The organism is Pseudoalteromonas sp. P1-9 (assembly GCF_001399975.1).
Lineage (GTDB): Bacteria > Pseudomonadota > Gammaproteobacteria > Enterobacterales > Alteromonadaceae > Pseudoalteromonas.
In genome coordinates this window covers 47136-64715 of sequence record NZ_LKBD01000004.1, presented here as the reverse complement: position 1 = coordinate 64715, position 17580 = coordinate 47136, and the positions used below count along the sequence as shown (strand labels likewise).

Genomic DNA, 17580 nt, shown 5'->3' with positions numbered 1-17580 from the left:
TTTAGCTTATTAAGCACTAAATATGCCAATAGTTTGTCAATAAACCCTTTAGTCACGGGTAAAAAAGAAGCTTCTTGTACTATAATTGTACTAATTGAATATTGATATAATTCCATCAGATTACGGGTAGGAGGCAACCTAGTATGAAGATCCAAAATCAAAATTTTGCTTTTTTTAATCGCTCAGAGGAAAAAAGCAAAACATTACTTGAACAATTAGCTAGCGGAAAGCGGGTTAATTCAGCATCTGATGACGCAGCGGCACTGCAAATTATTGACAGGTTGCAAGCGCAGCAAAACGGTCAAAACCAAGCTATCCGAAATGCTTATGATGGTATTTCATATGCTCAAGTCGCTGAGGGTGCACTCGCTGGGGTAAATGAATCGGTATCTCGTATTGAGCAATTGTCATTGCAAGCTGCAAATGGCGCATTAACAGACGCCGACAGAAATGCAATTCAAGAAGAGATATCGCAACTACAAACAGGTATTACTGAAACCTATGAAAACACTACATTTGGTGGTGCAAAATTGTTTGACGGTAATGAGGTAACCTTTCAAGTGGGTGCAGATGCAAATCAAACCCAAAGCTTGAATCCAGGTGATAATAGTGTTGTTTCTAATGTACTTACTATTGACGTTTCGACCCAAGCTGGCGCTCAAGCTGCCATTAGTGTGACTCAACAGACACGTGATGATATTAATTCTAATCGTGCTAGTTTAGGTGCTAGTCAAAACGCGTTTGAGCAGAATATTCGTGGGTTGACGAATAATGCGATTAATGTGGCTGCGTCACAAAGCCGCATTCAAGATACTGATTTTGCTCAAGCAATTTCTCAACGCACCGCTAATGATATTCTCTCACAGGCATCTATCGCATTGCTCGGGCAGGCAAATCAGAATGCAAGCCAAGTACTTGGCTTGCTTTAATTTGCTTGTGATAAATCAAACTTTGGTGTCAATTTTTTGAATTGACGCCAAAATCCCGCCACTTGTACCTTGCAACATCGGTCTAAGCCGTTACAATAAAAAAATAATTAGAATAACATTATAATTGTGCCCGTATATGAGCCTTACCAATTCCACTTGGGTTATTGACGAAAACGAGAATCGAGCAAATAAGTTAGTTGCATCACTGTGTTTTATTGGAGAACACGCGAAAGTGGTAACCGCAACAGACGTGCAAGAATCAGCATTACATCATGTGGAAACGGTGTTTTTAGGTGCGTTAACGGGTCATGATCATGAAACGCTGATAAAAAGCCAGCCAGAGACTCCTTTTATTCTAATTGGTGAAACGCTACGACCGCTATTATCGTTGGCTAACGTGATTGGCATTTTAGCTGAGCCCTTCGCTTATGCGCCAACGACTGAATTGCTGCGCGACTGCCAAGAATACAAACGTCATTTACCTAACTTAACCAATTCGCAGAATGAAAAACGCTTTGACGGCTTAATTGGTGCGACGTCTGAAATTGAACATATTCGTTTTTTAATCCAACAAGTAGCAAAAACAAACGCGAATGTACTTATTTTAGGTGAGTCGGGCACAGGTAAAGAAGTTGTCGCACGCAATATTCATTTATTGTCTAATCGCAACAATGGGCCATTTATTCCGGTTAACTGTGGCGCAATTCCCGGTGATTTACTGGAAAGTGAGTTATTTGGCCATGAAAAAGGGGCATTCACAGGGGCTATTTCTACGCGCAAAGGGCGATTTGAGATGGCACAAGGGGGAACTTTATTCCTTGATGAAATCGGTGATATGCCAAGCCAAATGCAGGTTAAGCTACTGCGAGTTTTACAGGAGCGTGTATACGAACGCGTGGGTGGCGGCAAGCCAATAAAAGCGGATGTTCGTATCATCGCAGCCACGCACCGCAATCTAGAAACCATGATTGAAGAAGACGCGTTTCGTGAAGATTTATATTATCGCTTAAATGTATTTCCCATTGAAAATCCATCGTTGCGTGAGCGTAAAAACGATGTTCCTTTATTATTACAAGAGTTGATTAAGCGCAACGTTGCAGTTGGCGGTGCAAACGTAAAGTTTACCGAGCGAGCGCTTGATAGTTTAAAAGAGCATGGTTGGCCTGGTAACGTTAGGGAGCTCTCTAATTTAGTGGAACGTATGCAAATTATGTTTCCGGAAAAAGTGGTTGATGTGTCTGATCTGCCGAAAAAATATCAGCATATTGATGTGGAAGAGTATATTCCTGAATATCCAGAAGAGATTTTAGAGCGTCAGGCTCTCAACGATATTTTTAGTGAAGGCTTTGGTGAATTTGAAGAAAACGACAGCGATGCATTTGATACTCCACTTGATACAAGTCAACCCGCAGTACTGCCTGTAGAAGGTATCGAATTAAAAAGCTATTTAGCAGAATTAGAAGTGTGTTTAATTGAACAAGCACTTGAGCGTAATGAAAACGTGGTAGCGCGCGCTGCTGAAGTGCTTGGTGTAAGGCGTACAACGTTAGTTGAAAAGATGAAAAAGTATAATCTAAACAACTAAATAAGTTCACACTCATGGCTGCTTGTTAATTCATTATGGCGTTAACAGTAGGCCATTTAGTCGACATTTCCCCTATACAAATCTAAACGACAATTAGAGTCTAAACTCTATATTTCTTGTACCTAAGATAAATTATATTGAATTCAACTGTAATAATTGTTAATTTTTTGTATCGAGGTTGAGGAAAATAATAATTATAAGGTTGGTAGTATGAAACAATTAACAATTACGGCATGTTTAGCCTTGTCTTTACTTGGTTGTGGCGATCCCGATAGTTTGGATAACATTGAATTTGTTAAACGTAATTTAGAAAATAAAAACCTACACGAAAAGCTACTGACAATTGAGCTTACGAAAGATCGCTCAAAGCAGCACCAAGAGCTGTATCAAAAAATTAGCACAAGCTATAAATTACTTGAGCAAAGTAAAACTGAGAAAGACCGCTTTTCCTCGTACCACCATAGCTTTCTTGCCCGTGATGCATACTATACCGATGAATCTGACTATCAAGCCGTCGTGAGTGCCAAGAAACTAGAGGACGTCACTGGGCTATATCGTCGTATTGAGCCTTATTTTAAAAATGAACAAGCTGCAGACTTTATTTATACCACTACGGCAGATACATGGGATATTTACTCGGTAATACAGCAAGTAAAATACAACGCGCAGGTTTTACATGCGGTTGACGAAGGTAAAAATGTTAAGAAGAAAAATAACAACCCAGAATTAAGAAAGTGGCTAGATAGAGCCATCGCACGTGAGTATCAAGAACTACAAGAAATCGTTTTTATATTGGTTCAGGCTAGTGAGACCAACAAGGAAGATTTTTACGCGGATAAAAAACAAATTGAACAAGACGCCGACCGAATTCTAGCTGGTGTGCGTGCAGAAAAAGCCAGACAAATGTTAAAACCAGATATGTATGCTTGGCAGCAAAAGAACTTATGGCGCTACGAACTGGTTAATAATACGTGCATGGTACTGGATGAAAAAATTAGAGATTACGCCATCGCAAAAGATTGTCATCGTTTATTAAAGGCATACGAAGGTTACACAATCGAGCCTGATGAATTTTTAAACTTCGCAGCTAAATCTCGTATGGCACGTAACAAGTTAGCAGCCGTGACCGAAGAATTAAAAGAACGCTACAACTACAGCGAAAAAGTGCAGAAGTCTGATTTAAAACCGAATGACCAACTTAATTTGTTGATGCTTTCCTTAAAAAAAGATTTATATCGCGCAACGCCAAAGCTTTAAGTAGGGTGAGCACCTTGAGTTAGGTGTACTCTCAGTCGAGAGTACACTTGAATCAATCAGCTTTGTGTTAAGATTTGAAGAAGCTTTTCTAACTTAGTTTCGTCAATCGAAAGAGAAACACCGTTATTAAAGGAGTCACTTAGCATTCGTTCTCTGGAAAAGTAATTAAAATAATTGTCTTCGTTTTTTAGCTCGAGAGAGTTTAATATTTTATTGAACCGAGGATTGGTCGTCTTAGTAGCAGGGATTGATTCTATTTTTATGTTTAAGGACGAGACCTTAAAATGTGCTTTCCATTTTTGCGATATATCTAATATATTTTTTTCAATTTCTTCAATGCTCTTTCCATATGGTAATCTGGAATGAAGTTCTAGATGTGTGTGGTTTTCATCACCATTTAAAGCATGAGGCCAAAGAGTAACAGGCCCCATACTTTCATCTTTGAATGCTAACTCTCCAAACCTTACTGCATAAGGGTTTAATGCTATTAAACTGTTTAAATATTTAACAATTTTCCCGCTTTGATTTAGCTCTATTGGTAGCCCCTTAAAGAGCGATGCTATATAACTAATCGCATTAATATTCATTATTTCTTTGTCATGACCGAAGAATTCACCACTAGCTATTATTTTTAACCCGTTGCTTTGGTTTAGAAATGCATAGCTAACGACTGATTTCTTTTCTGATCGGACACGGCTTACTTTTTTAAGATGTTCACTTCTTTGCTTTATTTTCTTAAGTAATTCGGGAGTGATATTCTCAACTAGGATACTGGCCAAAACAGGGAAGTTGTTATCTTGAGTACTACTAAATTGAGATAGTTTTAAAGCTTCACCCTCATACTCAACTCCCTCTGAGAATTGAATGTTAATTATACTTCGACCATAAAAGTCTATAATACTCGGATAGGGCGAATCCAATGAGATTGTTATATCACTTTTAGACAGTGATTTTAATATGTCATCAGAATTGTTTAAAAGAATAACAATCCTAGAATTACTTGTGTTTATATTTTTATCTATCTTATTTAAAATTGTAGCTAATTCTTCAAATGTATTCGGATTGCTGGCATCAATTAAAATCTGACTTTTTACCACTCCATTAACTGATGAGGTATAAATAACATCATCTTCTTCGTGAAATTCTATTTCTTTATGAGTTAATTTCATTTTGATAAATGAAGAGATTGTTGAACCTTCATTTGAATTGTCAATAGCGATTAAGTTCTGCTTTGTCAGTTCATTTACAGAGCTAACGGCAAACGAATATTTAGAAAAAATTATATATATGCACAAACAAGAGATGTTAATACTTGATTTTAATAGTTTCATTTGAGTTATGAGTATCATTAATACATGTTCTCTATAATATCAATGTCATTCTCAACTTTGAATATGTAGAATGACAATGATGCGACAAAGATTCTTAAAACGACTTATAAGTTAATTAAATAATATGAAAAAATACGCCATAGGTATTCCTGGCCAAAAGTGGAATGACGCAGAAAAGTCACAATGGTTAAATCAGCAACAAAAAAAGCGTGATTATAATCAGCTGGTGGTTTCACAAATAAACCAACTAACCGATGCATTTGATATTGAAAGTTATGGGCAGTTGCCTTACGGTGATGATCTCATTCTGTTCGCTCTGCGTTCTAAATCTTGGCAACAAGATAAGCCATGTGTATTAATTACAGGTGGAGTACATGGTTACGAAACTAGCGGCGTAATGGGTGCTCTGGCATTTGCTAAAAACGATGTCAAAGACTTTGAAGATGCGTTTAATTTTGTGATTCTACCTTGTATTAGCCCGTGGGGATTTGAAACCATTAATCGCTGGAATTCTTATGCCGTCGATCCAAATCGGTCTTTTTTTAATGATTCCCCAGCACCTGAATCTCAGGCGGTATTAAATTACTTAAGCAAACTTAACTGTGACTTTTTAATGCATATTGATTTGCATGAAACCACAGATACGGATAATTCTGAATTTCGCCCAGCATTAGCAGCACGTGATGGCGTTCAGCATACCAATTGGAATATTCCTGATGGGTTTTATCTGGTAGGCGATTCAAAACGTCCTCAAGCGGCGTTTCAAAAAGCCATTATTGAGTCAGTTGAACAAGTCACCCATATTGCGCCGGCGGATGAAAATGGTGAATTAATCGGCGTAGCGATTTCACAATTTGGCGTATGCGACTATGACTGTAAAGGTTTATCTCTGTGCGCTGGTATTACTGATGCGATATATGTCACTACCACAGAAGTTTATCCGGATAGCCCTAAAGCGGATGAGCAAAATTGCATTGATGCACAAGTTGCCGCAATTCGTGGCGGGTTAAACTACTTGAACGCGTTGTAACGGAGAGAATTAGTGGCACTGATCACACAAATTCCCCTAATCAAAAAAATGGAGTTGGTTAACCGCCTGCCATTTTTTAAAACGCTTACATTAGCAGAAAGGCAAATGGTGGTTGAATCATTTTCTGAATTGCATTTGTTCAAAAAAGACAAAATGGTATTTAGACAAAATGAACACGATAATCACCTTTATATTGTGTTGTCTGGTGAGCTAGTGTTGTTTAAACAGCAGCATAAACCATCGCTCGTTTCTATTCAGCCTGGCGATTTTGTTGGCGAAGGATCATTTGTCGAAACACATAGTCGCAGTATTAATGCCAAAGCGAACACTGAAACTATCGTGTTGGCTATTTCACATACTGCAATGCAAAAATTGCCTTACGCAATTCGCGATAAGATAAAAGATCGCATTATTTTAGGCATGAGCCAACGCATTGAAAAACTTGGCGTAGTGATTGAAAAACTGCAAGGAAGTTAGCATGAAATTATATAAATTATTGGCTTTGGTAAGCGCGATTGTCGCGTTAAGTGCGTGTAGTACTGTGCCAAGAAATAGCAACCAAATCGAATGTAATGGTGAGCATTATCCTGTGACCTACATGAGCGAAATGCAGCAATATGAGGTAGAGCGTTTTGCAATGCGTCACGATTTCAGACCCGGTTGTGTATCGGGCAAGCTAAAAGAAATTAAAGCGCAAACTTGTCAGACAGCGTCATCTCTCAGCTATGAGCAATGGATGACATTGTATAACAGCTGTGTGGTTAATAAGCCTTAGGCTTTAACTTTTAGTAATTTGCTTTAACTTACTTTTTACAGAGCGCCAATGTGTCATCGGGATACTTGGCGCTTTTTTTAGTAAGTAATTAAAATCAATGTCAGCGAAATTTATTTTGCCATCATGGGCAAGTAGCACTGAGGTTGGCTTTAAAGTTTTTAGCATCAATAATGAATTAAGATAGCGCTTGGGGTAAAAAACTGGAAAAGGCGGGATCAGCTTTCCTTTTACGTTCACCATAAGGTCGGCGACGTAAATCATATTGCTGGGAATGTGATGCAAGCAAATATCTCTGTCAGTATGGCCTGGACTATGATGTACTTGCCACTCATCAAAATCAGGAATGCTAACACCATCAGGCAAATAAATATCGGCCTTAAGCTTACGTGGGTACCACATAAAAGCTTGTTTTTTACCTTTACGATTGGCAACCCAACGCGCCAATAAAATATCGGTAATGTGCATCATAATGCCATCAAAGCCTTGATACCAATGACCAGGTGCGTTTGATGTGGCGATTTTTGCACCTGTCATACGGCGCAGTTTGTGTGCACCACCGGCATGATCAGGATGCATATGCGTAACCATAATCAATTTTAGATCCGATAATGGACGCTTTAGCTCTTGTGTAATAAAGCGTGCAACGAGTTCACAATCCGCGCGGCAGCAGCCGTCCAACAGCATTAATTTATCTGGATATTCTACTAAATAGATCGATTGTATGTGTCCATTTAAGTTATGTAGTTGCATAATAAGCGCATTGTTTAAACGTGATATTATTCAGCTTATCGCAACTCATCAGACCACTCAAGAGGTGTCTTATTAGCAGTCAGAAAATCTTTGTTTTAGGCTTACCCCGCACTGGCACAACGAGTGTGTGTGCCGCTGCGCTCGCATTAGGCTTTAAAACGGCGCATACAGTGTATATTCAATCAACGTTAGATAGTGCTGAGTTTGTCGCAGACACACCGGTTTTTAACGACTATGAGGCGCTGCTACAGCAATATCCTACGGCAAAGTTTATTTACCTTGAGCGGGATTTAGCAAGCTGGTTGCCATCAATCAAAGTTTTGTTAACGCGTATGGCAGATAGGCTGCTAATTGAACACGGTGGTTTTTTTCCAAGCTTAAAACGCTGTTATGGCGATATTTTCTATCCGCTAAATAAGCAAACTATGTTAGATGATGCGCATTTAACACAGTGTTATTTATCGCATAAAGCCAAGGTAATGGACTTTTTTCAGCACATCGATAACCAGCACTTAGTGGTTAACTTGTCTGATGATAACAGCTATCAGCAATTTTGTTCGTTTCTGGGTAAACAAGAAAAAGGCGGTTTTGAACAGCTCAATGTAAACGGTAAAGTTACGGCGTGGAAGCAAATCAAAAGCCCGCTAAAACTCGACTCAACACGCAATGGTAAAGCGGATTTAAAATAGACATCTTTGAAGCTGACCATTAAACTGCGGCTAATTTGAATTACTAACATTAAGCCAAGTATGTTTGAACTGAAATACAAAACGCCATTTTCTTGGACTGAAGCGGTAATGGCCGATTTTGATACCTTTTTACAAGATCACGCAGCCGCTGAGAAAAAAGCGTCGGGCATGGCACTATCAATGCTTTCGCATTACCCAGATCGCCGCAAATTAGTGCGCGCAATGACTGACTTAGCGCTTGAAGAAATGATCCACTTTAAGCAAGTGGTGAAAATTTTGTTGGAGCGCGATATTACTCTAGGCAAAGACACTAAAGATTCGTATGTAAAAGACTTACGTGCGCTATTTCGCCAAGGTAAAGACGTATTTTTACTCGACCGCTTACTGGTTGCTGCGGTAATTGAGGCCCGTGGTTACGAGCGCTTCTCACTAGTAGCTGAAGCGCTTGCAGAGGGTAAAGAAAAAGACTTTTACGTTACCATCGCAAAATCAGAAGAAAAGCACGCATTTTTGTTTGTCGAGCTGGCGTACGAATATTTTGATAAAGCTGAAGTGGATGCACGTTTAGAAGAGATTTTGCACGCTGAAGCGGAAATTTGTGCAAAGCTGCCGCATACAGCGGCGCTTCATTAATAAGTCTTGCTTATCCGCACGAAGGATTAAGCAAATTTTCTGCAATATGTTCAAGTAAAAAGGTTTCGCGCACTATGCTGATGCCTTTTTTATCTGATTCAGCCATTGTTTGTTTGTTATATGCAATGGCTTTTTTTATATCTACCCAGTGTACCGTCATGCCATTGGCAATCTCATAATCTTCTAAATTTTGCTGGTCAAATTCATCGTCAATTGTGCACGTGAAGCAATAAGAGAGCATTTCGATTAATTGGTCTGTTTGTTTGTAATTAGTACGAAACTCACGAATTAAGCCGTATGGCGTAATATTATCAATTTCGCGTGCGCCGGTTTCTTCGGTTAACTCTCTAATTAACGCTTGCTGCAAGCTCTCGCCTTGATCAACTCCGCCACCGGGCAAAGAGTAATCACGATAACGTTCGGTGTGCAGTAATAAAATGTTTTGGCCTTTGGTTACAATAGCGCGTGTAGCGGGGCGCAATACGCGTTGATGCTGATTGAGCGCGAGTTCATCAACAAAATTAAACTCTTTTATTACCTGCATAAAAATTACCAAATCGTTAAAAGGCACGCATAGTAGCACCGTGAAATTAGAATATAAACGCAAATTAAATGTCACGTTAAAACAAATTAAGTTTCCTTTATCGCCACATCGTATATGATAAATTAGCAAGAATAATAACTATTAGGGAAATACCATGTCATCGAGTAACACTGATGCACAGACACAAAAAGTAAAACCCATAGATAAATTTCTTAATGGTATTGAGTATGTAGGAAATAAATTGCCAGATCCGGCAATGATATTTTTGTTCTCAATGTTATTGATTTGGGTACTTTCTGCAATTTTTTCAAATTACACGTTTTCAGCAATCGACCCACGCACTGGCGAAGCGATAGTTGTTAATAACTTACTTACTGGTGATAGCCTTGCCGCCTTTTTAGCGAATATGGTTAAAACATTCACCGGCTTTGCGCCGCTTGGTGTTGTGCTTGTTGCAATGCTAGGTGTAGGTGTAGCTGAGCACTCGGGCTACATTAACACTGGCCTAAAGCTAATGTTAAAACGCACACCGAAGGCGCTATTAACACCTTGCGTAATCTTAATTGCGATAGTGAGCCACACCGCAACTGATGCGGGCTATGTATTAGTAATTCCGCTTGCGGGTGTGATTTTTTATGCCATGGGGCGTCACCCCTTAGTTGGTATTGCCGCAGCATTTGCCGGTGTAAGTGGTGGTTTTAGCGCTAACTTTATTCCATCGGGAATCGATCCGTTACTACAAAGCTTTACCCAAAGCGCAGCGCAAATTATTGACCCTACTATTGAGGTGAATCCTCTCAATAACTGGTATTTCACTTCGGCGTCGAGTTTATTTATCGTGCTACTTGGCTGGTACATCACGGATAAAATTATCGAGCCGCGCCTAAACAAGGTTGAGCTTGATGGTAACACTGATGACTTACCGAGCTTTGACCAAATTAATGACACCGAGCGCAAAGGCTTTTACATTGCATCAGCTGTTATGATTGCTGGTCTTGCACTACTTGCCTATGCTGCGTGGGGCGAAAGCTCACCACTTCGTAGTAAAGAGGGCTCACTTACTGATTTTAAAGCGCCGCTAATGCAATCTATCGTGCCGATTATTTTCTTGGTGTTTTGGATCCCTGGGGCGGTTTACGGTTTTGTGGTGGGTACCTTTAAATCAAGTAAAGACATGATTGATGCAATGACCAAAGCAATGCATGGCATGGCATATTATGTGGTTATGGCGTTTTTCTGTGCACTGTTTATTGCTGCATTTTCGCAATCGAATCTTGGTGCATTACTCGCTATTGAAGGTGCCGAAATACTGAAAGCAATGCAGCTACCAAGTGCAGTAACTGTGGTGGGTATTATTTTCTTAACCGGTTTTGTGAACCTGTTTGTTGGATCAAGTAGTGCAAAATGGGCGCTACTAGGGCCAATTTTCGTACCTATGTTAATGCAGCTGGGCATTTCGCCAGACTTAACACAAGCGGCTTACCGTATTGGTGATTCAAGCTCGAATATTATTACGCCATTAATGCCTTACTTCCCGCTAGTGGTAGTGTATTGTCAAAAGTATGTTAAGAATACCGGTATTGGTACATTAATCGCGTTAATGATCCCATATTCAATTGCCTTTATGATTGGCTGGACCTTGTTCTTGCTTGCTTACTGGGGCCTAGGTTTACAATTAGGTTTACAAGCAAGTTATACCTATGGCTAATAGCGGTTCACTTAAATAGCTAATCATTCTAGTGGGCTATACGTTTTGCTAACCGCGTTGGCATAACGTTTAGCTTACAGCCCAAACAAAAACAGCAGGTTAATACCTGCTGTTTTTTTGCTTAAGTTACACTCTATTTTTTATTAAATGCGCCATTGCAGTGAATTTTGCAATTTGTCATTGTAAGGTGAGAGTGCTTGGCCTTTTTCACCGAGTAAAATGAGATTTGCTTTATGACCTTGGTAAGTCGCACCATCAAATGATTCGTCCGAAAAGTAAGATTCGGTACGATATTGATTCTCGCTTGGCACAATAAACAGTGTCATCGGGCCTTGCTCTGTTTGAAACACCAAATGCAGGCTTTTTTGCCCTTTAAAATCACAAAACGTAAGGTAGCTTACTTGATTTGGTAATTCGCTAAAATTCCCACCAAAGCTGGCAAGCTTTGCATTTACTTCTTGTAAACTAAAGTTGTGATTTACATTGGTGAGTGAACTTGGCTCATGATAAACATGAGCAAGTGCGTGTTGCTCTAAATTAAGCGGTGCGCCCATATTTAAATAAGTGAACGACACGCCAAATAAAAACGCCACAGATGCTGCTAATGCTAAATGAACACGTGTTTTTTTACGCTGAGTTTGAAACGCATGCAATGACTGATTTAACACCAAGCGCTCAGCGAGATTCTCTGGCACAGGGATGTTAAGCGCTTGCTCAATGTCGTTATCAAGGGCTTTTAGCTCGTTACTAAATGCGTGTGCATCTGGGTCTGACTCAAGTGCATCGAGCACGTCTTTGTCGCTGGTATTAGGATCAGCATATAAACGACGTCGTAATTCTAATTCATCCATTGTTGATCCCCCTTTGTAAACTTGGTTGTAAATTGTCTTTCAATTGGTTGCGAGCACGAAATAGTCGTGTCATTACGGTGTTTTTGTTAAGTGATAAAATGGATGCGATTTCATCACCACTAAACCCCATTACTACTTGCAGAAGCAAGGGCTCACGGTACTCTTCATCGAGTTGCATTATGCGTTTTTGCAGCTGTGAACGCTCTGCGTTTTGTTCCATATCGAGGGTTTGCGTATCGCATAGCGTATCTTGCTCAACATCGCTGTAATCAAATTGTTTACGCTCAAAACGGCGCGCATTCTCACGACGTAAAATCGTGATTAACCATGCTTTAGCTGCTTGCTGGTCAAGTAGTGAATCAAGCGAGCGCCAAGCCCTCAAAAAAGTTTCTTGCACAAGGTCTTCGGCAACCGTTGGGTCACCTGCTAACCAGTATGCGAAGCGATATAGCTCTTTGTGATACACATTCACTAACGCTTCATATCGTTTTTGTTTATCAGCCATGTCAATTAAGACCTGACGTTGCTGTTTTTTCTTTCCAAACATTGAAACTATTTTAGTAGAGTTGGGTTAACTCATTCTCGCTTTTGGTTTTTTTATTTAAATTATTTATCTGCTGGTAAATAAACTTTAGGTCGACCGCGTGATTTTTACCTGCGTATAAATTTGCTTGTAAGTGATTTACCGACTCAGCAAATTGCGAGTTGTTCACCATATTGTTGAGTTTAGTTAAATCTGCGCTGCCTGTATGTAGCGTACACAGTTTTACCAATTGATGATAAAACGCGCGTTGATTATTTTGTTTTAACGCTTCTTTGAGTTGAGGCAAGGGGGTTATGCTTTGCTTAGGCGTTACATCGTTATTGCCTGTTTGCGTTGCCGGTTTGCGTTTTATCCACCAAATAACTAAGGTGATTAACCACAATACATAGCCCAGAATGGCTAGCGGCCAGTAGTAAAATGGGGTTTCAAACGTGGTTTGATTCGCTGTGTTTGTTTGCGTACTTTCAGGTAACGTATTGTTCTGAATTGGCGCAGAGATGGCTGGTTGCACAAAGTTAGGGTCACCAACCACAGTTAACTTGCGCTCAGGAAGTGTGGCGTACTCTGTGCGGTTGGTAATAATGTTAAACCAAGGTACGCGAACCTCAGGCAAAGTATAACTGCCCGGAGCTTGAGGCATAAGCGCAAATGACTCAACTTTTTGTGAAATAACTTTACCATTGCGTACTAGGTTATTGCTTTCCGCTTGGTCTGAATAGCTGCGCACGCCATTAATTGTTGGCAAATTGATTTCAGGCAATTGTTCTTTAGTAATGCCAAGTGCCGTAACAGTAATGGTACGGGTAATTGGTTCACCAATTTGATAGCTCTGCTTTTCTGGTTGCCACTCTTCATTTAAGGTCACAAGTTCACTTGGTAACCAGTTGCCAGAGCTACTTTGTGGAATAGGTTTAATGTTTAACTGAATATCTTTACCCACAGCACTTGCCGCACGAGTGCGGTAATTGTCGCGAATTCGGCCTTTAAAGTAAGGCGACTTAATAGTGTATTGACCACTTTTTTGCGGTTGAATAAGGTAATTACGCTCAATAATTAAATAACGAATGCCATCAATAATTTCGTAACTCTCTTTTTGTTTACCAAGCTGGGATACATTAGCGGTTTCTAGCTCTGGAGAGCCTAATTGCCCCTCAGTTAAGTCGTTGGCAAGGAATAATTTAACGGTATATACGCCAGCTTGCTGTACGTATAACGTATCGCTTTGCATACTCGTTTCGATATACACATCTTTACTTTGGTTATCAGCGGTTGATGATGGCACGACTTTAACGCTAAGCGGATTAGATTGCATGTTGGCAACAGAAAAGCTGGGTATTTCATACGTGCCAGGGTTACGTGCCATTAATTCCACTTGCCACTGTGTGGTGTGATTTACTTGGCCGTTAATTATGCTGGTGTTGCTGCGCACTGATGTAGGACCCACTACAAAGTTTTTTAATAGTGGTGTGGTATCGGGTTGTTCACCCTTTACATTTTGTTCAGCACGAATTGTCAAATTAAAGAATTCACCCGCTAATACTGGGTTGCGATCAACACTAGCAGTGAGTGCTGCTATCGCTTGCAAAGGCAGTAATACAAGGCTAATTAAAACAACTAAGCGACTTACCATGACTTCTCAACTCCTTGCTGCTGGATGCGCTGACGATATCTTTTTTGACTTTCTAATTTCATTTTATTGCGTAACAAAATAGCCGGATCATCCGGTACTTTGCGTAGTAGCTGATTAATAATCTGGACTTGCTCTTTTTCTTCAGGGGTTAGCTCGGGCGCTGGCGTAGCCTGCTGTTGTGGCATTTGCTGCTCAGCTTGTTGCTGTTGTTCGGATTGTTGCTCAGCTTCACCCTCTGGCTGTTGTTCAGGCTCTTTATCTGAAGGGTTAGCGTGTTGTTCTTTTTGGTCTTGTTGCTCAGGCGAACTCTCAGCTTTCATATCCGGCTGATTGTTATTTCCTTGCTTTTCACCTTCGCTTTTTTCGCCATTTTGATTTTGCTGGTCTTGAGATTCAGATTGCTTACCATTTTGCTGGTTTTGCTCATTTGATTGCTGGTTTTGTTGGCCTGATTGTTGGTCTTGTTGTTGCTGATTGTCGCCTTGTTGCTGCTTATCTTGCTCTTGGTTTTTACCATCTTGAGATTGTTGATTTTGCTGCTGTTGCTTCAAATCTTCTAATAAGGCTTTGTTTTCTTGCGCTTGCTTAAATTCAGGTTGCTGGGCTAAGGCTTTGTCATAAGCGTCAATCGCTTCATCAAAGCGGTTTAATTTTGCTAACGCGTTACCTTGATTATAAAGTCCCTCTGCACTGCTATCTTGCTTAAACTTTTTGAGCGCGTTTTCGAAGTCACCTTGTTGGTAAAGCGCAGAGCCTGATAAATTCGCGGTCTTTGCGTTACTTGCGGCTTTGTAATCTTGCTGTTGATACGCTTTATGCGCTTTTTGCTCGTCATTTAATAACCAGCTCGGTAGTGACAATGCGTAACTAACACTTGGTTTAAATATAAATAGGTAGCAAAGCCCTAATAAAAATTTAGGTTGGTGTTTTAACATCATAAAACCGAGTGGAATAAGTAAAAATACCAAGTAAATACCGCCATCAATGGGTTGTTGACTGGTTTGCTCACGCTTTATTACATCTTCTTGATTAGTGCTGGTAGGCTTAAATAGGGCAAGATCGGCATCGCTTACTTGATAGTAATTAAACTTACCACCTGTATTTGAGGCAAGTTGTTGTAACAAGCTAAAGTTAGCTTTTGGAATGACAATCTGTCCGTAGTTATCTTTTAAAAAACCTTCGTTTGGCAATTGAATTGGCGCGCCTTGCTCTGTTGCAACCGCATAGATATTGAGTTTGATATTGTGCTTATTTAATAGTTTCTCGATGTCACGGCTTTCATCAAAATCATCAATACCATCAGTGATCCAATAAATCTCGCCATTGGTCACGCTTGCTTGGTTGAGTAATTCGACCGCTAAATTAATACCAGCAAAGGTATTGCTACCCGGTACAGGCATAATTTCTGGACTTAAACTCGGAATGAGGTTGGCGAGCGTTTGGTGATCTGACGTCAGTGGAGAAATGGTGTAAGCATCGTTACTGTAAGCTACAAGAGCTAAGTCACTTTCTTTCAAAATATCGGTCAGTGTAAGCGCTTTAAAACGCGCTTGTGTTAAGCGATTTGGCTTTATGTCTTGGCTGTACATTGAGCGAGACATATCCATCACTAACACGCGCGCATGTTTGCTTTGATAAACTGGTAACGGTTGTGATTGCCAGCTCGGTCCTGCAAGTGCGACAACACTGACAAATAAAAACAAGCTTAACCACAGAGAATTGGTTTTGCTGTGTTTGGTTTCACCGTCTAACAGAAATTGTGCAAGGTGTGGGGCGATGGGACTATTGCTAATATGTTTACGTTTTTTAATAAACTGTAATGCCATTACCAAGGCTACTAACGGTAATAGGTAAAAGGCTTCAGGGCGAATAAATTCTAACGTCATGCGCCACTCCGTGTTGTTAAGCTGCGAATACTATTTACTAATGTTTGCGTGAATAGCAGTAGCACTGCGATAAATAATGGAATATAAAACAATGCTTTTTGCGGTCTTACGGTTTCACTGTTATCGCTAATTGGTTCTAACTGATCAAGCATTTGATAAATGCGTTGTAAACTCGCCACGTCGGTTGCGCGAAAGTATTGGCCACCGGTATCACGTGCAATTTCTGTTAATAAGCCTTCATCTAATGCGCTGCCACGCTGCATTTGAAAGCCAAAAAAGTTTGATTGGCTGTCGGCACCTACACCGACGGTATATACTTTGATTCCCGCATCCTTCGCAAGGATCAGCGCTTCTTCAGGGCTTAAATTACCAGCGGTATTTTGTCCGTCGGTTAACAAAATAAGTATGCGGTTACTGTCTTCTTTTAAAGCAAAACGCTTCACAGCAAGGCCGAGCGCGTCGCCTATTGCGGTGGCTTGACCCACCAAGCCAATTTGCGCTTCTTCTAGCATTTTAGCTACTGTGGTTAAGTCGCGGGTGAGTGGCGTTTGTAAAAAAGCGGTATCGGCAAACAAAATAAGGCCTAGTCGATCGCCAGTGCGGGCAGTAATAAACTCATTAAGTACTGCTTTAACTACAGATAATCTGTCAATGTACTGCCCCTGATATTGCATATCTTGCTCACGCATTGAGGTAGATAAATCGACAGCCAGCATAATTTCACGCCCTTCGTTGGGTAACTGAATCGGTTCGCCATAGTACTTAGGGTGGGCGAGGGCAACGCATAAACATGCCCAGATTAGCCAAGGCCAAAGTGAAAAACGTGTTGGTTGCGATATGTTGCCGGTTTGCACTACCGGATTATGGTAGAGCGCCGTTGTTCTAACGGTTGCGACTTGTTTGCTTTTTTGTAACTTACGCAGTAAAAACGGCAGCGGCAATAATAAAAAGGCAAATGGCCAAGCAAACTCAAACATTAATCGCCCCTTTTACTTTAAAACGATAAATAGCCTTTGTTAGCTTGTTGTGGAAATCGGTAAGTGGTTCATTATTTTCGGCTTGATATAAGCGCATTAGCTCTTCATTGCTGAGCGTTGTTTTTGATGTTGCAGCGACAAGATAAAGCCATTTTTCACCACTTTGACTGGCAGCTTCTGCACCATAGTAATGTTTTACAAGACGTTTCAATAATAAATGAAGTGCCTGTACATTATCTAAATCGCAAGATTGATATGCTTTACTTTCTTTAATTGCTTGTTTTTTAGCTTTATTGAGTAGATGACGTTGGTAAATTGCATAGCTGGCAATAACGAGTAGCAATAGGACTACTGCAATGATTGCTATAGCAGGCAGCGAAAGAGGCCACCAAGGCACTGTCGCGGGTGCGATAACATCATGCAAATTATCTAACGGAGATGTTGGTGTCGCCATTAAATCA

The 17580-nt window shown here is 40.3% G+C and carries 18 protein-coding genes; 9 read left to right on the top strand and 9 right to left on the bottom strand.

The window, feature by feature from the left end; genetic code table 11:
- Window positions 1-143 precede the first annotated feature (143 nt).
- The 3 genes from AN214_RS04045 (at window position 144) to AN214_RS04035 (ending at window position 3771) form a co-directional block, all read left to right on the top strand.
- Complete coding sequence (locus tag AN214_RS04045; protein WP_054978523.1) at window positions 144-929, top strand: flagellin; 786 nt, start codon at window positions 144-146, stop codon at window positions 927-929.
- A 136-nt stretch (window positions 930-1065) separates the two neighbouring features.
- Entirely contained in the window at window positions 1066-2514 is a 1449-nt protein-coding gene (locus AN214_RS04040) for a sigma-54 dependent transcriptional regulator (protein WP_054978522.1), read from the top strand.
- A 210-nt stretch (window positions 2515-2724) separates the two neighbouring features.
- Window positions 2725-3771, top strand: a complete 1047-nt coding sequence (locus AN214_RS04035) for a hypothetical protein (RefSeq protein WP_054978521.1) — start codon at window positions 2725-2727, stop codon at window positions 3769-3771.
- Between the two features lie 56 nt (window positions 3772-3827).
- Here AN214_RS04035 and AN214_RS04030 read toward each other — a convergent pair whose 3' ends face one another.
- Window positions 3828-5102 carry a hypothetical protein gene (locus AN214_RS04030; RefSeq protein WP_152960702.1) on the bottom strand — a complete coding sequence of 425 codons (1275 nt, stop codon included), beginning with the start codon at window positions 5100-5102 and terminating at the stop codon, window positions 3828-3830.
- Window positions 5103-5226: 124 nt separating this feature from the next.
- On the opposite strand from AN214_RS04030, the gene AN214_RS04025 reads away from it, so the two are divergent.
- From AN214_RS04025 to AN214_RS04015, 3 genes are read left to right on the top strand one after another with little or no spacing between them, the layout of a single operon-like run.
- Window positions 5227-6132, top strand: a complete 906-nt coding sequence (locus AN214_RS04025) for a M14 family metallocarboxypeptidase (protein ID WP_054978519.1) — start codon at window positions 5227-5229, stop codon at window positions 6130-6132.
- 12 nt (window positions 6133-6144) lie between these two features.
- The gene (locus AN214_RS04020; protein ID WP_054978518.1) at window positions 6145-6609 is read left to right on the top strand and encodes a cyclic nucleotide-binding domain-containing protein; all 465 of its coding nucleotides are present in this window, start codon (window positions 6145-6147) and stop codon (window positions 6607-6609) included.
- 1 nt (window position 6610) lies between these two features.
- The gene (locus AN214_RS04015; protein ID WP_054978517.1) at window positions 6611-6907 is read left to right on the top strand and encodes a hypothetical protein; all 297 of its coding nucleotides are present in this window, start codon (window positions 6611-6613) and stop codon (window positions 6905-6907) included.
- 3 nt (window positions 6908-6910) lie between these two features.
- Here AN214_RS04015 and AN214_RS04010 read toward each other — a convergent pair whose 3' ends face one another.
- Entirely contained in the window at window positions 6911-7657 is a 747-nt protein-coding gene (locus AN214_RS04010) for an MBL fold metallo-hydrolase (RefSeq protein WP_054978516.1), read from the bottom strand.
- 23 nt (window positions 7658-7680) lie between these two features.
- Between AN214_RS04010 and AN214_RS04005 the strand changes: the two genes are divergently transcribed.
- Complete coding sequence (locus AN214_RS04005) at window positions 7681-8346, top strand: sulfotransferase family protein (RefSeq protein WP_327077683.1); 666 nt, start codon at window positions 7681-7683, stop codon at window positions 8344-8346.
- Window positions 8347-8406: 60 nt separating this feature from the next.
- Entirely contained in the window at window positions 8407-8979 is a 573-nt protein-coding gene (locus tag AN214_RS04000) for a tRNA-(ms[2]io[6]A)-hydroxylase (RefSeq protein ID WP_054978515.1), read from the top strand.
- Window positions 8980-8989: 10 nt separating this feature from the next.
- On the opposite strand, the gene AN214_RS03995 is transcribed toward AN214_RS04000, so the two are convergent.
- Window positions 8990-9523 (bottom strand): NUDIX hydrolase, encoded by a 534-nt coding sequence (locus AN214_RS03995; protein WP_054978658.1) that lies wholly within the window; start codon window positions 9521-9523, stop codon window positions 8990-8992.
- Window positions 9524-9677: 154 nt separating this feature from the next.
- On the opposite strand from AN214_RS03995, the gene AN214_RS03990 reads away from it, so the two are divergent.
- Window positions 9678-11231, top strand: coding sequence for an AbgT family transporter (locus AN214_RS03990; RefSeq protein ID WP_054978514.1), 1554 nt, complete (start codon window positions 9678-9680; stop codon window positions 11229-11231).
- Between the two features lie 143 nt (window positions 11232-11374).
- Here the strand turns inward: AN214_RS03990 and AN214_RS03985 are convergent, their stop codons facing one another.
- From AN214_RS03985 to AN214_RS03960, 6 genes are read right to left on the bottom strand one after another with little or no spacing between them, the layout of a single operon-like run.
- Window positions 11375-12082 carry a DUF3379 domain-containing protein gene (locus AN214_RS03985; RefSeq protein WP_054978513.1) on the bottom strand — a complete coding sequence of 236 codons (708 nt, stop codon included), beginning with the start codon at window positions 12080-12082 and terminating at the stop codon, window positions 11375-11377.
- Window positions 12075-12629 (bottom strand): sigma-70 family RNA polymerase sigma factor, encoded by a 555-nt coding sequence (locus AN214_RS03980; protein WP_010560696.1) that lies wholly within the window; start codon window positions 12627-12629, stop codon window positions 12075-12077. The genes AN214_RS03985 and AN214_RS03980 overlap by 8 nt, the downstream gene beginning before the upstream one ends.
- A 10-nt stretch (window positions 12630-12639) precedes the next feature.
- The gene (locus AN214_RS03975; RefSeq protein WP_054978512.1) at window positions 12640-14256 is read right to left on the bottom strand and encodes a BatD family protein; all 1617 of its coding nucleotides are present in this window, start codon (window positions 14254-14256) and stop codon (window positions 12640-12642) included.
- Window positions 14250-16142, bottom strand: a complete 1893-nt coding sequence (locus AN214_RS03970) for a VWA domain-containing protein (protein ID WP_054978511.1) — start codon at window positions 16140-16142, stop codon at window positions 14250-14252. The genes AN214_RS03975 and AN214_RS03970 overlap by 7 nt, the downstream gene beginning before the upstream one ends.
- A complete protein-coding gene (locus AN214_RS03965; RefSeq protein ID WP_054978510.1) occupies window positions 16139-17119 on the bottom strand; it encodes a VWA domain-containing protein in 981 nt (326 codons plus the stop codon). The genes AN214_RS03970 and AN214_RS03965 overlap by 4 nt, the downstream gene beginning before the upstream one ends.
- A complete protein-coding gene (locus AN214_RS03960; protein WP_054978509.1) occupies window positions 17112-17573 on the bottom strand; it encodes a DUF4381 domain-containing protein in 462 nt (153 codons plus the stop codon). Before AN214_RS03960 ends, AN214_RS03965 begins: the two co-directional genes overlap by 8 nt.
- Between the last annotated feature and the right edge of the window lie 7 nt (window positions 17574-17580).

What these genes read in the sequence shown, in the direction of transcription:
- AN214_RS04045 (WP_054978523.1), top strand. Translation starts at nt 144, where the DNA reads ATGAAGATCCAAAATCAAAATTTTGCTTTTTTTAATCGCTCAGAGGAA.
- AN214_RS04040 (WP_054978522.1), top strand. Translation starts at nt 1,066, where the DNA reads ATGAGCCTTACCAATTCCACTTGGGTTATTGACGAAAACGAGAATCGA.
- AN214_RS04035 (WP_054978521.1), top strand. Translation starts at nt 2,725, where the DNA reads ATGAAACAATTAACAATTACGGCATGTTTAGCCTTGTCTTTACTTGGT.
- AN214_RS04030 (WP_152960702.1), bottom strand. Translation starts at nt 5,102, where the DNA reads ATGAAACTATTAAAATCAAGTATTAACATCTCTTGTTTGTGCATATAT.
- AN214_RS04025 (WP_054978519.1), top strand. Translation starts at nt 5,227, where the DNA reads ATGAAAAAATACGCCATAGGTATTCCTGGCCAAAAGTGGAATGACGCA.
- AN214_RS04015 (WP_054978517.1), top strand. Translation starts at nt 6,611, where the DNA reads ATGAAATTATATAAATTATTGGCTTTGGTAAGCGCGATTGTCGCGTTA.
- AN214_RS04010 (WP_054978516.1), bottom strand. Translation starts at nt 7,657, where the DNA reads ATGCAACTACATAACTTAAATGGACACATACAATCGATCTATTTAGTA.
- AN214_RS04000 (WP_054978515.1), top strand. Translation starts at nt 8,407, where the DNA reads ATGTTTGAACTGAAATACAAAACGCCATTTTCTTGGACTGAAGCGGTA.
- AN214_RS03995 (WP_054978658.1), bottom strand. Translation starts at nt 9,523, where the DNA reads ATGCAGGTAATAAAAGAGTTTAATTTTGTTGATGAACTCGCGCTCAAT.
- AN214_RS03990 (WP_054978514.1), top strand. Translation starts at nt 9,678, where the DNA reads ATGTCATCGAGTAACACTGATGCACAGACACAAAAAGTAAAACCCATA.
- AN214_RS03985 (WP_054978513.1), bottom strand. Translation starts at nt 12,082, where the DNA reads ATGGATGAATTAGAATTACGACGTCGTTTATATGCTGATCCTAATACC.
- AN214_RS03980 (WP_010560696.1), bottom strand. Translation starts at nt 12,629, where the DNA reads ATGTTTGGAAAGAAAAAACAGCAACGTCAGGTCTTAATTGACATGGCT.
- AN214_RS03975 (WP_054978512.1), bottom strand. Translation starts at nt 14,256, where the DNA reads ATGGTAAGTCGCTTAGTTGTTTTAATTAGCCTTGTATTACTGCCTTTG.
- AN214_RS03970 (WP_054978511.1), bottom strand. Translation starts at nt 16,142, where the DNA reads ATGACGTTAGAATTTATTCGCCCTGAAGCCTTTTACCTATTACCGTTA.
- AN214_RS03965 (WP_054978510.1), bottom strand. Translation starts at nt 17,119, where the DNA reads ATGTTTGAGTTTGCTTGGCCATTTGCCTTTTTATTATTGCCGCTGCCG.
- AN214_RS03960 (WP_054978509.1), bottom strand. Translation starts at nt 17,573, where the DNA reads ATGGCGACACCAACATCTCCGTTAGATAATTTGCATGATGTTATCGCA.